The sequence below is a fragment of the Paenibacillus sp. FSL R5-0713 genome (assembly GCF_037973325.1).
In the GTDB taxonomy this organism is placed as follows: Bacteria; Bacillota; Bacilli; order Paenibacillales; family Paenibacillaceae; genus Paenibacillus.
Genome location: NZ_CP150229.1, coordinates 2,720,415 through 2,736,115, shown reverse-complemented (window position 1 = coordinate 2,736,115; position 15,701 = coordinate 2,720,415). Strand labels below are relative to the sequence as shown.

Annotated in this window: 13 protein-coding genes; 4 read left to right on the top strand and 9 right to left on the bottom strand. The window is 46.9% G+C overall.

All coding sequences use genetic code 11. From position 1 onward, the window contains the following. Positions 1–173 precede the first annotated feature (173 nt). The gene (locus tag MKZ12_RS12550; protein ID WP_091016984.1) at positions 174–851 is read right to left on the bottom strand and encodes an SOS response-associated peptidase; all 678 of its coding nucleotides are present in this window, start codon (positions 849–851) and stop codon (positions 174–176) included. A 228-nt stretch (positions 852–1,079) separates the two neighbouring features. Between MKZ12_RS12550 and MKZ12_RS12545 the strand changes: the two genes are divergently transcribed. Both MKZ12_RS12545 and MKZ12_RS12540 read left to right on the top strand, forming a co-directional pair. After that, positions 1,080–1,601 (top strand): hypothetical protein, encoded by a 522-nt coding sequence (locus tag MKZ12_RS12545; protein ID WP_339260670.1) that lies wholly within the window; start codon positions 1,080–1,082, stop codon positions 1,599–1,601. Between the two features lie 43 nt (positions 1,602–1,644). Further along, complete coding sequence (locus MKZ12_RS12540) at positions 1,645–2,316, top strand: hypothetical protein (RefSeq protein WP_339260668.1); 672 nt, start codon at positions 1,645–1,647, stop codon at positions 2,314–2,316. A 136-nt stretch (positions 2,317–2,452) separates the two neighbouring features. Here the strand turns inward: MKZ12_RS12540 and MKZ12_RS12535 are convergent, their stop codons facing one another. Then, positions 2,453–3,316, bottom strand: a complete 864-nt coding sequence (locus tag MKZ12_RS12535; protein WP_339260666.1) for an AraC family transcriptional regulator — start codon at positions 3,314–3,316, stop codon at positions 2,453–2,455. A 169-nt stretch (positions 3,317–3,485) separates the two neighbouring features. Here MKZ12_RS12535 and MKZ12_RS12530 point away from each other — a divergent pair, with 169 nt between their 5' ends. After that, positions 3,486–5,480, top strand: a complete 1,995-nt coding sequence (locus tag MKZ12_RS12530; RefSeq protein ID WP_339260664.1) for a beta-galactosidase — start codon at positions 3,486–3,488, stop codon at positions 5,478–5,480. Between the two features lie 136 nt (positions 5,481–5,616). Here MKZ12_RS12530 and MKZ12_RS12525 read toward each other — a convergent pair whose 3' ends face one another. The 4 genes from MKZ12_RS12525 to MKZ12_RS12510 form a co-directional block, all read right to left on the bottom strand. Then, on the bottom strand, positions 5,617–7,527 hold the full coding sequence (locus MKZ12_RS12525) for an AraC family transcriptional regulator (RefSeq protein WP_339260662.1): 1,911 nt from the start codon (positions 7,525–7,527) through the stop codon (positions 5,617–5,619). Positions 7,528–7,732: 205 nt separating this feature from the next. Then, the gene (locus MKZ12_RS12520; RefSeq protein ID WP_339260660.1) at positions 7,733–10,279 is read right to left on the bottom strand and encodes a glycoside hydrolase family 2 protein; all 2,547 of its coding nucleotides are present in this window, start codon (positions 10,277–10,279) and stop codon (positions 7,733–7,735) included. A 246-nt stretch (positions 10,280–10,525) separates the two neighbouring features. After that, complete coding sequence (locus MKZ12_RS12515) at positions 10,526–11,557, bottom strand: LacI family DNA-binding transcriptional regulator (RefSeq protein ID WP_339260658.1); 1,032 nt, start codon at positions 11,555–11,557, stop codon at positions 10,526–10,528. Between the two features lie 186 nt (positions 11,558–11,743). Continuing rightward, the gene (locus MKZ12_RS12510) at positions 11,744–12,691 is read right to left on the bottom strand and encodes a DMT family transporter (RefSeq protein WP_339260656.1); all 948 of its coding nucleotides are present in this window, start codon (positions 12,689–12,691) and stop codon (positions 11,744–11,746) included. Positions 12,692–12,856: 165 nt separating this feature from the next. Between MKZ12_RS12510 and MKZ12_RS12505 the strand changes: the two genes are divergently transcribed. Then, a complete protein-coding gene (locus tag MKZ12_RS12505) occupies positions 12,857–13,732 on the top strand; it encodes a LysR family transcriptional regulator (RefSeq protein ID WP_339260655.1) in 876 nt (291 codons plus the stop codon). A gap of 48 nt (positions 13,733–13,780) precedes the next feature. On the opposite strand, the gene MKZ12_RS12500 is transcribed toward MKZ12_RS12505, so the two are convergent. The 3 genes from MKZ12_RS12500 to cyoE all read right to left on the bottom strand — a co-directional run bounded on the left by MKZ12_RS12500 (position 13,781) and on the right by cyoE (position 15,620). After that, positions 13,781–13,978 carry a hypothetical protein gene (locus MKZ12_RS12500; protein ID WP_339260653.1) on the bottom strand — a complete coding sequence of 66 codons (198 nt, stop codon included), beginning with the start codon at positions 13,976–13,978 and terminating at the stop codon, positions 13,781–13,783. Positions 13,979–14,009: 31 nt separating this feature from the next. Beyond that, the gene (locus MKZ12_RS12495) at positions 14,010–14,492 is read right to left on the bottom strand and encodes a tetratricopeptide repeat protein (protein WP_339241920.1); all 483 of its coding nucleotides are present in this window, start codon (positions 14,490–14,492) and stop codon (positions 14,010–14,012) included. 270 nt (positions 14,493–14,762) lie between these two features. Beyond that, positions 14,763–15,620, bottom strand: coding sequence for a heme o synthase (cyoE, locus tag MKZ12_RS12490; protein ID WP_339260651.1), 858 nt, complete (start codon positions 15,618–15,620; stop codon positions 14,763–14,765). Between the last annotated feature and the right edge of the window lie 81 nt (positions 15,621–15,701).

Sequence of the window (15,701 nt, the reverse complement as noted above, 5' to 3'; positions counted from 1 at the left end):
TTTTAATAGATATATGAATATATGCGTTCACTTACTGTAATGATTATAGTTACGTTTGACTGCAATTGCAACTTTTCATTTTCAGAAAGAAAAAAGAGCAGAGTGTCTCCAGACTCTCGGCCCCTTCATCTTCTTCATTCTATCCCAAGTCCTTCACTCTATCCAATGGATGTTCAGAAACTCCGAACGTAAGCCAGCTTCTGATCCATCTCTTCTACGCACTCGTAACAGTCGTGTTCATCGTTGGCGACCATTGGGGTGACTGGATACAGATTCATCTCTGTACTATTATACGATTTCAATAGCGGTAACAATTGAGTCACCCGTGTATTCGCCGGGTCAAGCCAAGTATTGATCTCTTCTTCCGAGAGGATCGCCGGCATTTTACTGCCAAACTCGCGTGTAACCATGTTCGCGCCTGTCATAAGCATCGTGCAGGTACGAAGCGGCTCTTTACGTGTATCTCTCCACACCTCGTATAACCCAGCAATGCCGAACAGACCGCGATCTGGCATGACAACACGTACTGCATAACTTTTCTTGCCCTCTTGCCGCCAGTAATATAATCCATTGCAGGGAATAACGCAGCGCTTGGTCTCTACCAGTTTGTAATAGGAAGGATTCTCATGCACCGTCATGAGATTCGCGTTAACGGCATCACGACCCCAAAATGGTATGAACCCCCACCGAAACTCATCCAATACACGCTCGCCATCCTGATGTAAAATAATCGGCGTATGCTGGGTTGGGCTGATATTGTATCGGTTTTTGTAATAATACATCACTCGCTGAATCTTGAAATGATCTCTGACTTCGTCCAAATCGGCTGCCAATGAAAAACGGTTGCACATATTCAAGCACTACCTTTCCCTGTGAGAAGTTGGATGTATTGTTTGTAACTTCAGGGAAATTATGCATGCATATTGAACAGAAAATGACTTATTTTGACACCATCAGGGTCTGAACAAGCGTTATTTCATGTTTTTCACGACAAAAACAATGACCTCGGACTCATTCCAATCTAACTATTCCTTGTTACTATAATAGAGATTAAAATACATTTATTGGAGGTTTTTAGTATGAAAAGGAAGTTTTTGATGAGCATCATGTTGTTCTCGGCAATTGCGATGTTCGGCAGTACCATCTATGCAGCGACCTTTCTGACCTACGGTTATCCCAGCACCACCATCCCCATTCGCACGTATAACTACACCTCCGCATGGCAGACTCCTATGGACGCTTCCCTTGCGAACTGGAACAATGCCGGTGCCAAAGTTCAATTCACCAAAACAAGTAATTCCCCTAATACCATCACCGTAGGAAACTTTAATAACACAGCGTATGGTGTCAACTACGCCTCTGTATCCGGCAGTCAAGTCGTAAGCTTCCGCATCGAACTCAATGCATCCACCATCACCCCTGACGCGACCAACTTATCCAACTTCATTCAAAGCGTATTCGTCCACGAACTCGGTCACTCCATCTGGCTCGGTGACAACCCAACAACAACAAGCCCTTCCATTATGTCATACTCCCGCAACCGCAATTCCATGACCAAACCTCAGACTTTTGATATCAATAACGTAAGATCCAAGTACTAATCCATTACGATCTCATCCCAAAATCCAAGGAGGATACCTGTCCATGAACAAAAATCGAGTATTAATACTGCTTCTCTCTTCCATTTTCATTCTATCTGCTGTTGGATGTTCTTCTGTTACACCTGCTGCTTCCTCGTCGAATGCATCCATGACCATTATTGCTTCTGAAGATTACCCGAGTTATGCCAGCATTGGCGACCTGTCCGAGAGAGCAAACACCATTGTTAAGGGTAGTGTTATTGAGACTCGTGTGGAGGCTATGAACGATATCGTACACGTTACCGATGCTGTGAATGAAAACGAGTTGACCCCCACGTCCGATCCGGGTGGAGAGCCGTCTTCTTTTGACAAAATCTATACGATCCATACCATTCAGATTGTCGAATCCTATAAGGGCATTTACAAGGCCGGGGAGAACATTGAAGTGAAGCAACTTGGCGGACAATTGGGCAACACCGAGATTATTAATGATGACAACCTCAAGCTGATCCCTGCCAGAGACTATGTACTTTTCTTAGAAACGTATGAAGACACCCCCGCCAGCCTGCTCAACTCCGTTCAGAGTCTCTACGTGATCAAACCTGCCGGCAAGTCGAATCAACCCGGCCAGCAACAATCTCAGTCAGAAGTCATTGTGAGCGCAAACCCAGAGAATGACCTTTCACTACAACTTACGGATCTGCAAGAAATTCAGAATGAACAAAAGAACCAATAACTATTATACGGCAAACACAACGCTATTTCATCTGCGTCAGGCAGCTAATCCCCTCTACTGTTCAGTCATACATAAGCATAAGAGAACCGTGCCGCTCATCATACTGGGCAGCACGGTTTTTGAGTTTAATGTGGATTCAGTCCTCTGCTGATATGGCGTCTGCCTCTCCACTACCTGATCTATAGAGCAGCCTGAATTGCTGCGGCGTCATTCCAATGTAAGTACGGAACATACGAATAAAGTAACTGCTGTGCGTGAATCCGCATTGGGAAGCAATCTGCTTCACTGTCAGATCTGAATCGGCCAGACTTTTCTTCGCCGCCAGCATACGGCAATCCAGCAGATATCGGCCCGGGGGAACCCCCATGATGCTTTTGAACATGCGATTAAAATAATACACGCTGTATCCCGCGGTATTTGCCATGTCGGCAAGACTGAGCGGCTGCGTACAATGACGACGGATGTAATCGGCCGTTGAACGAATCGTATCCTGATGACTCAGTATAGAAGTCCCCGCCAGCGACTCCGAATTTCTTGTAAGTTCCACCAGTAACTCATATAGTACAGCAGATAATCTGGGTTCATGTACACTCTCATAATGTCTACCAAGCTGGCATAATTGTTCATGCAGCGCCTCGAAGCGTTCGAATCCTGAAAATGAAAACAGCCAAACCTTGTCTGGACTGCGGAGGTCCAGCAATCGCTCCAGATCATAGGCTTGTAGATGAATCCATCTGACATCCCAAGGATCCGAGGGATCAGCATAATAATGTTGAGCTTGTCCTGGTGCATATAGAAAACCTTGTCCAGCAACCAACCGCACGTTTCCCTGTTCTGTTCTGACATATCCCTGTCCACTGAAAATCAGATGCAGATTGTATTCCCGTATCCCGTCTGGACGATGCTCCTCATGCTCTGGATCGAGATATCTTCCATAGGCCAGCGGATAACAGGTGTACCCGGCGAATCCCGGCTCAGGCATAAACCAATGTGTTCGCATATGTTCAACCCCCTGGTTACTTATAGGATATGGAGATACTAAATAGCAAGATCATGATATCCTGTCGCAACATGTTGTTATATTCCCTTGTTATTATCCAGTATACAATGAAATAGACTCATGCAAAATTTACAAGATCATGATGCTTATACTAAAGGAGAACAACGATATGAATACATACCTTCCCGTGCAAATGGGCGTGGATTATTATCCAGAACATTGGGATCCTTCCCTGTGGGAACAGGATGCCCGTTTAATGGCTGACAGCGGAGTGCGCATTGTGCGTGTGGGTGAGTTCGCATGGAGCCGAATGGAACCCACTGATGGACAATTTGAATGGGCATGGCTTGATCAAGCGATTGATACCTTACATCGTCAAGGACTGCAAATTGTAATTGGTACACCAACCATGACACCCCCACGCTGGCTTACGGAAAAATGTCCTGATGTCCTGCCTTTGCTTCCAAATGGTCAACCATATCACGAAGGCATTCGGGGTCATCGCTGTTATAACAGTCCCAGTATGCGAACATACAGTGCAAGAATTGTGCAAAAACTGACTGAGCGCTATGCTGAACATGCGGCAATCATCGGCTGGCAGACCGATAACGAATTCAGCTTCACGGATTGTCAGTGCGCCGCTTGTGCCGAAGCTTTTCGTGAATGGGTTCGTGTTCGCTACCACAGTCTGGATCAGCTAAACCAAGCTTGGGGGACTGTCGTCTGGAGTGGTGAATATAGCGATTGGGAACAGGTTACGCCGCCGTATGGAGGCTCCTCGTTCCAGAACCCTTCATTCCTGCTGGACTACTCCCGTTTTCAATCGGATTCCATTGTGGAATTTCAACATATTCAGGTCGAGATTATTCGTCGCAATTGTCCTGCGCATTTGGTCACCCATAATTTTCACAGTTATCCGCAAAAGGCGGATCAGTATAAAATCGGTCAGGAGCTGGACTTCGCTTCTTTTGATTATTATCCGAACCCTTCACCGAACAAAACAGATACCGCACCATACAGCGGCGCGCTCTCTTTGGATCTGACACGCGGCATTAAACGCCGCAACTTCTGGATCATGGAGCAGCTGAGTGGCCCTCCGGGATGCTGGTTTCCGATGTGGCGTACACCGCAGCCCGGCTTCCTGCGTGCTTACGCTTGGCAGACGATTGCTCGTGGAGCCGATGCGGTTGTGCATTTCCGCTGGCGGAGTGCACCTGTGGGAGCGGAGCAGTTCTGGCATGGGCTGATTGATCACAGCAATGTTCCGGGGCGACGTTTCAAGGAGTTTCAACAGCTATGTACCGAAGTGAACAGACTCAGTGAGCGACTACAGGGTTCAACATTGCATAATGAAGTTGCGATTCTGCATTCGCATGATCAATTGAACGCCCTTCGAATTCAGCCACAAGCCGAAGGACTGGAATACTACGAAAATATGAAGGTCTGGCATCGCGCGTTGACCAAATTGGGCATCAGTACGGATGTTATACACCCTTCGGAGCCACTGGATGGCTATAAAATCATCATTGCTCCGCATCTGTACCTGCTGGATGAGACTACAGCAGAATGTCTGCAATCCTTTGCAGCAGCCGGAGGCATCTTGGTCTTAACCCATCGCACGGGTGTCAAGAACGACAATAACGTCTGTGTCATGGCACCGCTCCCAGGTCTGTTATCTAACTGTAGTGGTGTGCGGGTTACGGAGTATGATCCTGTTGGCGGGGATACCGTTCAGATTCGTGACGACCAAGGTCATCTCTATGCTGCTTCTCAATGGGTGGATGTACTGGAACTGGACACGGCGCAGCAGGTCGCTGTGTATGCCGATCAATTTTATGCCGAAAGTGCCGCTGTGACCCGGAATCACTGGGGTAAAGGTGAGGTTTACTATGTGGCAACCCAGCCGGAAGAAGCGTACTTGAGCCAGTTATTGCGAAGCATCGCAGAAGGCTGTGACCTTTCCGGAATTCAGACTTTGTCACATGGCGTACAGGTGACCACCCGCTCGGGTCCGAATGGAACGTTCCGTTTTATTCTGAATCTGAGCCCCGAACCTGCCTCCATTGAACTCCATGCTTCATATACCAGTGCACTGGACGGGAAACCGAAAGGACCTCATCTCGAGCTGGACGGTTATGCGATCGAGATCCTGGAAATTCAATAAATCAAGATTTCAAGATTCCATGATTCCAAACAATAAGCATCATGAATTAAAAATACATGGTTTCATGAAACGAAAAAGGCCCGCTGTGCATTTGCGTTGCACTCGGGCCTTTAACTGTGGGCAGGACGACCGTTCCTTACTTAGACGGTGTATGAAGTCCAATAATCCATTCAGCCAGATCCTGTGTCTGTTTCAGCAAGGCGATGGGGTCACGGAACCAGGATTGTTCTTCTGTCCATATGTACACTCTTCCATTTTTGACAGCAGGTAATGAACCCCAGACTGGATCTGCCTGAAGGTCTTTCAGTTGAGAATTGCTGGTCAGAACAATGTAATCTCCCGCGTATTTGGAGAGCAATTCTATCGAAAATTCATGATAAGCGCCCTGCATCAACTCGGATGGAATGTTCTTTGGTGCCTGCAAACCAAGCAATTCATAGATATTACGTCCTCCCCGGCCTGACTGATTGCCAAAAATGAAAACTTGGCGATCATATTCCTGCATCACGGAGAATGTAACGCCAGCTGGGACAACGCTCTGAACCTTCTGCTTGATTTTGGCAATCTCCTCATCGAAATCAGCCAGCCATTTCTCTGCTTCCGCTTCTTTGCCTAGGACTTCACCGAAATAGTTTACTTCGTCCTTCAGTGTGGGGAAAGTGATGGATGCAATCGAAACCGTTGGTGCAATCTTGCTGTATTTCTCATACGCGGCCTTGTCGGGATTCAATGTAATAATGAGATCCGGTTCCAGCTCCATCAATTGTTCAACGGAATCCCCTATCGTTGCAAGACCATCCATGTGACCTTCCAGATAGGGACTGTTCATCAGAAATTGCCCCCCACCGATCGGTTTGACACCAAGAGCAAGCACAGTTCCCAGATAATCGATAGCCGCCACTCGCTCTGGATGTGCAGGGATCTCCACCTCACCAAAGGTCGTTTTGACCATTTTGGTTTCTACTACTGCCGGTTGTTCGGGTTCAGCCGCGACCTCGGATGTTTCTGCCCCCTGCTGGGCTGTTCCACAAGCACTCAATGTGAGTACAAGCGCAAGCGACATAATCGCTGATTTGAAATGGTTAAACATATGGATTTCCTCATCTCCAATATATTGATAATGATTATCATCATCAATTAAAGGATAACGTTCCTTCCGGCCTGTTACAATGGATTCATTTGTTGCATATAATGCACTTTTTGAAACTGATTTCGAATGCTCCTGTTGCTTCAACCGATATTGTCCCGGTGTAATGCCGGTCTCTTTTTTAAATATGCGATTGAAATAGAACGGGTCCATATAACCCACGTACGCAGCAATCTCCTGTAATGAAGCTTCCGTGGATGCAAGCAAACTCCTTGCCTCACCCATTCGTAACCGAATCACATATTCTGTCGGTGTACATCCCGTCTGCTCCTTGAATTTGCGTGATACATATTGCGGACTGTAACTCAAGGACTGGGCAAGCGAATCAAGCGAGATCGATTCCCGATAATGAGCTTTGATATATCGCAAAACCTGATCGGTAAGCGAAGGTTGCTGAACTTCGTTAAGCATGCGACTCCGCTGTAACAATGCAATCTGTACCAGTTGAAAGAAATACACTTTGACCTGAATTTTGCCCACTTGCTCCTGCTCTGACCAGCATTCATGTATATTCCGAACAAGCTCGCGCAGCTCAAGTGCATGATCCGGGGCTGTCGCCCAGGACTCTTCGAACGGATTGCGCTGGTTCAGCATCATTCGGTACTCCACCAGCACGTTGGATGGCAGCGTGGATTTGTATAAAATCAGATGCACCTCTGTCACCCCGGTCGCTTCAAGGGTCAGACGCCTTCCTTTTCCTCCGTGCAGCAGCAAGAACTGGCTTGTGGTCCATACCTCTTCATCCAGCCACGCCTGCCCCCTGCCTTGAACATACACAAATGCACTGGTCGGTAACACATAATTACGTATGAACTCGTTGGTTTCCAGTGATATAAGACGCACATCAAGCACGCGAACCTGTACCTGATCCCACAGCTTGATGTCATTCTGAATTCCCATATAGACTCCCTTTCCTAAGTGCCAATCATGTACAATTCATAGCATTGTGACTACAAACCCACTTATCAATTGATAATGATTATCAATTATAGCAATGATGGCATCATCTTTGAAGCCTACCTCCGTTTTTGCTGGATGCCGCAAAAATAAAAACGGTCGAAATCCCTCTTATGAGAGATCTCAACCGTCCTGATGTTAAGCCTGATTATCGTTTGATAAAGTCAGCCATGGAACGAACCTGAATGAGTCCTGTATTGGAAGCCGCATCGGCAGATTGCAGCCCTTCTCTGGAAGTAAACTGCACCTTCACCGGGATGCCAGGAATGAGATCGAAGAAGTTGTCCGAGAATACACCTTCCGCTTCTGAAGCGATCCATACCTGTTTGGCAAGCACGTCACTTTCCAGCACCAGATGGGCACCAGCCTCATCCGAGACTTCAGTTACTTTGATGTGTGCAGGATTCAACGCAAGATCTTTGGATGGTGCAAAGTAATGTTCCTGCACAATGTCCGCTGCGTCATTCTGCTTCAGATCAATCCGCAGCAACGTTGTTGCTGCATCATGTCCTTCCAGCCATTCAGCCTGGCTTAGGGATAACACCTGCTGACCCGAGTTCGAAGCCACTGTTACTTCATGATTTTCTTCACGATACACCGTGCCATCGAATCCAATCAGTCTAACCTGCAATTGACCCTTCACTGGCTCAAGTAGATCCGAGATGATATATATATCTGTCGTATCTTCCTTGGTTCCATCTACGGATACCAACACATCGCTGAAGCTGCGTTTCGCATAATATTGCAATGCTTTCCAACGACCAAGATAGTCCATTCCTGCCCATGAAGCCACAGGCCAACAGTCATTCATTTGCCAGTAAAGTGTGCCCATACAGAATGGTTTACGGCGACGATGCGCCTCAATCGCGGTCTTCATCGCTTCCGCTTGAAGTACCTGACTCATATACAGGAACGATGGAAAATCCTTCGATTCATGCATGTACATATCCATGTATTGTTTGATCAGACGATTGCCTGCCCCATTCTTCTGATGGGCGAGCATGACTTCTGATTCCAGCGCCAGATCCTCTTCTTCCGCGTACGTGCGGACTGATTTGTACTCCGGGAACGACTGAAATCCGTATTCGCTCATGAAACGACCCACATGCACGTTGTAGTTTTCGAACGGTTCTACATTGTGCCATACACCCCAATAGTGAATATCACCTTCGGCTGTGGACGGGTGAGCATGTTGCTTCTCATCCCCTGACAGGGATACAAGTGGTGAAGAAGGCCAGTAATCCACACCTGGAGCATACGCTTCAACGACTTCTGGCAGCAGATCATGGAATATGGCTTCGTAATCGGCCCAAATGCTCTCACGCTGCTCGGCAGTAAATTCCTTTTTCCAACCCCAGCCACCATTCTCAACATAGTGAGCCCAAGCCGAATCAATCTCGTTGTTCCCACACCAGAGTGCAATACTTGGATGGTTGCGCAGACGTTTCACATTATCAATCGCCTCATGTCTCACACTGTTCAGGAACGCTTCGTCTCCCGGGTACATGCTGCATGCAAACATGAAGTCTTGCCATACCAGAATGCCGTATTCATCACACAGTTCATAGAAGTCATCTTGCTCATAGATCCCGCCACCCCACACACGAAGCATGTTCATATTAGACTCGGCTGCGGATACGATCTCATGACGATAACGTTCACGGGTAATTTCGGTGATGAAACTATCATTAGGAATATGATTTGCCCCTTTGGCAAAGACCGCAACGCCGTTTAATTCAAAGTAAAAGGAGGCTCCCGCTTCATCTTTGTCACGTACCAAACGAATGGAACGAAGCCCTGTCTTCACTGTAGATTCAGCAACAGCCCGTTCACCTTGAAGCACTTCAGCAAGGAAAGTATACAGATGCGGATCACCAAGCCCACGGCTCCACCACAGTTTCGGTTCATCAATGGAGATTGGAATCTCCACAGTCTGAGTTCCGGGTTGTAGCGATACGGATCTTTCCCATCTCTGTCCATCTGCGCCGATACGAATAATCGTATCTACCGCTTGTGATGTCTCGACTTCCACAACAGCCGTTAATGAAGCTGAGGTAGCGCTTACTTCGTTTTGCTGGATATACACATCATTGATTCGTACCTGTGTCCAACCTTCAAGGCGTGCTTCACGCCAGATCCCACTCGTTACAAAACGCGGACCCCAGTCCCAACCATAGTGATACGGCGCTTTACGGGCAAAAATACTTACTCTCTTATCGCCAAGTCCGCCAACATCGGACTGATCATTGGATGCAGGCAACGCATATCCGAGCTTCTCCAGCTTCGGCAGGTCTTCCTGAATCGGCGACCGAAAGCGTATTCGAAGGTTATTGCCGTTCTCCTTTAATACAGCTTTTACATCTGCCTTCCATACTCGGAACATATTATCTGCGGACAACACATGCACCTCATTCACATACACATCCGCATATGTATCCAGGCCATCAAACACCAGTTCCAGATGTTCCTGGGAGAACAACGCTTCGGCCACGTCAAATTCCGTCTGATATTCCCAATCTATCTTATCAATCCACTGTACTTCCTTCTCGTTTGTTCCATAAAAAGGATCTGGAATCTTGCCCAGTTTCAGCAAATCTGTATGCACACAGCCGGGCACCTGAGCCGGCATCCACTCTTGATCTTCGCAAGCCTTGAATGTCCAATTCTGAAAAACATGTGATTGTATTGTGCTCATGACAGCCTCCATTGTTGTTAGAGTTGTTAACCAATATTTTGTTATGTTTTGTTAGTATAAAAACAAATAACTTACAAAACAAAATTAACACGATATGGTTCTTATAGTCAATCTGTTTTGTTATTTAATTTGTTAAATAGTTTCTGCATAACAAAAAAGACATGAAGCTCTAATGCTCCATGTCCCTTCACTTAACTTATTTACCTGGATGCTTGTTTTTACAATGACTCAATACGTCCTACCATATCACTCTAAACTGGCGTTATATTCATCTCGAATAATTAATTCCGAATAGATCAACTTGCGTTCATAAGGTTCGTCCCGATGCTGAATCCGCCACAACAGCTGATCTACCGCTCTGGTGCCCAGATTCTCTTTGTTGATATGCACTGAAGCAAGGATGGGTTCAACTGTCTGCGTATTGTCAAACCCAGTCACGGCACAGCGTTCAGGAACCTGAATGCCTCGGCTTCGGAGTGCCTCAAGCACGATAACAGCCGTATGATCATTCGCACACACAATGACTTCAGGGATGTCCTCCAGCTTCATTTCGGCAATGGAGCCCCGAATCTGTTCGTATTCCGCGCCCAGCAAACCTTCTTGCTGTTTCCCTGCCACCTGCTTCTCTTCCAGCACCGTACGATATCCAAGCCAGCGTTCTCTGAAACTTGCCGCATCGGGCAGTTGCCCGGCAAACTGGAACCTTCTGTACCCTTTTCCAACAAGCATGAGAACGAGTTCTTTCATACATTTCATATTGTCCGTAAAAACCGAGTCTGCGTATACGGCGGGGTCTTCATGATCTACCATGACCAGTGGAATACGCAGTCTGTAAATTTCCAGCAATACCGATGTCGAGATGGTGCCCACGGTAATGACTCCACTGATTGCTTCGGGATTAAGAACCGAGAACATTCGATCTGAAGAGGGTTCCGTCAGTGTTAAAATATCCATTCCCTTCTCATTCAACCTCTCAGAAATGCCGTCAAAAACAGGCCCCCAGTACAAGGAGGATCGATTCTGAGAACGAATGTTAGGAAACAAAATCAATATGGTGCCTTGCCGCTTCGCTTCTGGCTTCATCTCCAATGACATCTGTGTCTCCAGTGCATAACGCTTCGGTTCAGTTCTGAAATACCCGAGCTGACCCGCCGTTCTGACGATCATCTCGCGTGTATGCTCACTCACACCAGGCTTGCCTGTCAGCGCACGGGACACTGCAAATTTGGACACCCCCGCAGCATCCGCAATTTGCTGCATCGTTACTCTTTTGGCCATACTACTCACCCGTTTTTCCTAATTTTCATTCAGTGTAGCATAAAAAACAAAAATCAACAAAACAAGGTTATGTTATTCTGTTTTTTGTTAGGTCGTCAATTATCTCTTACGCAACGTGAACGACAAACCAAAAAAAGCCCTCTCCCCACCTTCTGTAGAAGATGAAGAAAGAACCTTGTCCCTTAATTATATGCCTGGTGCTCCCTGATCGCCGAGTTCCGACTGTAAAACCGAGCGTTTTCGGCGCCAGAAGATAGGCTGTGGAAGTTTGATCTCTGTGATCAGAACACCGACTAACATCAGCGCTGCTCCTGCATATCCTTGCAACGTTAACGATTCTCCTTGAAAGGTAAATGCAAAGGCCGCTGCGAACAGTGGTTCGAGTGAAAAAATCAGACTTGTTCTTGTCGGTGAAGCATGACGCTGTGCGAGCGTCTGCAAAATATACCCCAAGCCACTACATAATACACCTAAGCCGAGAATCGCTGCCCAGGATTCAGCCGTATCGGGCATACGTGGCGTCTCCAGCATGAATGTAGCTGCAATTCCCCACATCGCTGCAACGCCCAATTGGACGGTTCCCAACGTTAACGGATCATGCTTCGGTGTGTACTTGCCAGCAATCATAATATAGATGGCATACACCAGTGCTGCAAGTATACACAGAATATCTCCCGTGTGCAGACTCAGCTCATGTTGAAGCGTCAGCAAGCCAAGCCCGGTAACTGCCACGAGGATGCTGAGCGTCAATCGTTTGTCCGGCATACGGCGATGCTGGATCGTTGTCAGGATCGGTACAAAAATAACGGCCAAACTTATCAAGAATCCCGCTTGGGATGTTGTTGTTCGTTGCACACCATAGGTGATAAATACAAATGCAGCGAATAACGCTGTCCCCATAACGGCCCCTGCCACAAGTGTGCCACGATTCATATTATACAACCGCCGATGAAACAGAAGCCCTGCCGCAATAAAGGCAATTCCAAAACGGAATGCGACCAGATTCAGTTCTTGCATGGACTCCAGGCCCGATTTCATAAACAGATAGGATGATCCCCAAATGACCGTTGCGAGCAGCATCTGGATGTCCGCTCTTCTCGTTGCCTGACCTTGATTAACCTGTACACCATTCATCTTGCTTCAACCTTCATTCTATGTATTCTGAGCTGTGTGATCGTGCGTCAAACTAACTCGCCTTGGCAAGTATATACGATCTCTTTGCATTATAAAAATGAATATTTATAATAGATTATATGAAATAAACTCATGTATCCAAAATGGGAAGGAACGGAACTATTCATGTCACTCATCAAATATGAAATATTGAATACGGTCGTGGAATATGGCAGTCTCACCAAAGCGGCAGAAGCGCTGAATGTCACCCAATCCGCAGTCAGCCATGCCATCGCAAGTCTCGAGACTGAATGTGGTTTTTCACTCCTCCATCGTGGCCGCTCCGGCGTACGGGTTACCGCTGAAGGTGAACGCATTCTGGGATATACACGTGAGATTCTGCGCTGGACGGAACTCATGAACCAGGAGATATCCCTCATTCGCGGCGCCGAGATTGGTACCGTGCGGATCGGCACCTTCGCAAGTGTCTCCACGCAATGGTTGCCAGGCATCCTGAAACAATTTCGCCTGCGTCATCCAGGAATTGAGATCAAGCTGTGGGAGGGCGATTATGCTGAGATTGAGGGTTGGCTGGCTGGAGGTGCCATCGACCTTGGATTCCTGTCCCTTGGCGATTCCTCCCCTTTTGAGACGATCCCATTACAAAAAGACAGGATGATGTGCATCCTGCCTCTCGATCATCCTCTCGCCTCAGAGGAGTCTGTTTCGTTTGATGTTCTGCTGGAGCAACCCTTTATTCTGCCCAAGTGGGGCGGGGATAACGAGATTGAACGACTGATCCGGCAGCATGCGGCCAAGCTTAATGTCGTCTATGAAGTAGCCGAAGATCAAGCCATCATGGCGATGGTCCGTAATGGTCTCGGCATCAGCCTTCTGCCGGAAATGGTACTTCAAAATCATACTGATGCGCTCGCACTCGTGCCGCTCGCAGGAGATCCGTACCGCACGATCGGCATGGCCTGCCCCGCTTTGGGCAATCTATCACCAGCTACGCGGCGTTTCATTGAAGAGGTGCAGCTGTGGCTCGGTACGACTATGTAAGTAGTACATTCAGAAAATCATTACGTTTTTCGTTAAAATCAATTGCTCCTATCCATTACTCACAAATTGGATAACACCGAGGATTAGTAGCAGTACAAATATCACCACAATCGTGATGCCAAAGCCACTCAGGAAGCTTACGCCAGGTGAGCGTTTGTTCTGCTGGCTGCCTTCCAGGTGATCCAGCTTCTGCTCAATTTGATCTAACCTTTCATGTACCTGTTTCAGATCTTGATTGGAGTTCATATTCATCCATCTCCTTCTCTGCGTATTCGATCTATTCCCACACCCGATCCAGCTGATCTGCGTAGTAACGGATTGCTCGGTTATAGTCATTGATTCTCTTATCACTAGATGTATCTGCAAGTTGCACGAGCAATCTTTGCATCGCTTCTGCATGTTCACCCAGATTGTAGAGCACCATCGCATAGAACACCTCAAATTCCCGGTACGCCGGGAATTCTTTCAGCCCTTTTTCAAACCAAGCCTTTGCCTGCTCGTATTGTCCAAGCGTTCTGTATGTACTGCCTAGTCCGAGTATTGCACCCGCTCTATCCTCACCAGAAAGCCCAAGACTCAGTGACTTCTCATAATGCGGGACAGCTTCTCGCTCTAACCCAAGTGAATCATGTGCCCAAGCCAACTGATACCAAACATTTGCATTCTCGGGTTCCTGCCCTGTAATCTCTTGCAGAAGCTCAATCGCTTCCTGCACCTTGCCTTCTTGCCTCCATCGTACGGCTTGCTCCAAATCACTCATAATGTCACTTCCCATCTTGCATTATAATTTCCACATATATGATTCAATTGTTTTATTATACCAAAAAAGCACACTTAAGAATATGTTTCAACAACTGAAGGTTGTCCAAAACCTATTCCATCGTGTGCTTTTTCATCCGGTGCAGGCTGTTATATAAAATGAACTAAAGCATATTTCCGCTGGACACTCCGATGACAGAACAACCAGGTTCAGTTCAATTTATATAGCTTAAGGTGAAATTTTTCTCAAAACGTTCTGTTCAGCACTTGATTATGACCAAGTCGTGTTCGCGACCATCACAATAAATACAAGCATGAGATAGTTCACTGAGATCAGAAAGTTTACTTTTGCCCACTTCTCGTCATCCTGTGTCTTCAGTCCGCTAAGTGTGTGCACGAACCAGATCAGTCCACCGAGCAGAGATACAATCAGAAATACCAGACCAACATAGTCGTAGTAATACAACAGGAACACAGCAGGAAGCAGCAGAAAAACATAAGGAATCATCTGAAACTTGGTGCGTTTCACCCCTTTAACGACAGGCAACAAGGGGAACCCCGCAGCACGATATTCCTCTACCCGGCGAATACCCAATGACCAGAAATGTGGTGGTTGCCAGAGGAACAATAGCGCGAACAGTAACCAGGCTCCCGCATCAATTTCATTGGTTACAGATGTATAACCAATGACAGGTGGCATCGCTCCAGCAATTCCGCCGAGCGAAGTGCTCCACGTTGAACTGCGTTTCAACCACATCGTGTAAATCACGATGTAAGCGAACCATCCAAGCAATGCCATCCAGCCTGATAACGGATTCACCAGGAGATACAGCACTGCTAGTCCAACAACACCAAGGACAAGGCCATACCCAAGTACAAACCCTGGCTTCAGATGGTTAATGTAATCCATCCTTTTTTTGGTGCGTTCCATCTTTTGGTCCAATTCACGGTCCCAATAATTGTTGATTACACAAGCTGAAGCAATAACCAAGGTTGATCCAATCACGACCAAGAGCAGAGATAACCATGCGATATCCCATTTTGAAGCTACCCAGAACCCTACCGCCACCGCAAACACATTTAGCCGTAGAAGTCCGGGTTTAGTTAATGCAATCATGTCTTTAAGCATGAGGCTCCTCCTGAACTATGTAAAAACGCCATTCCAATAATGATACATGTACCTACCATTAATTACAATCGCTTTCATGAA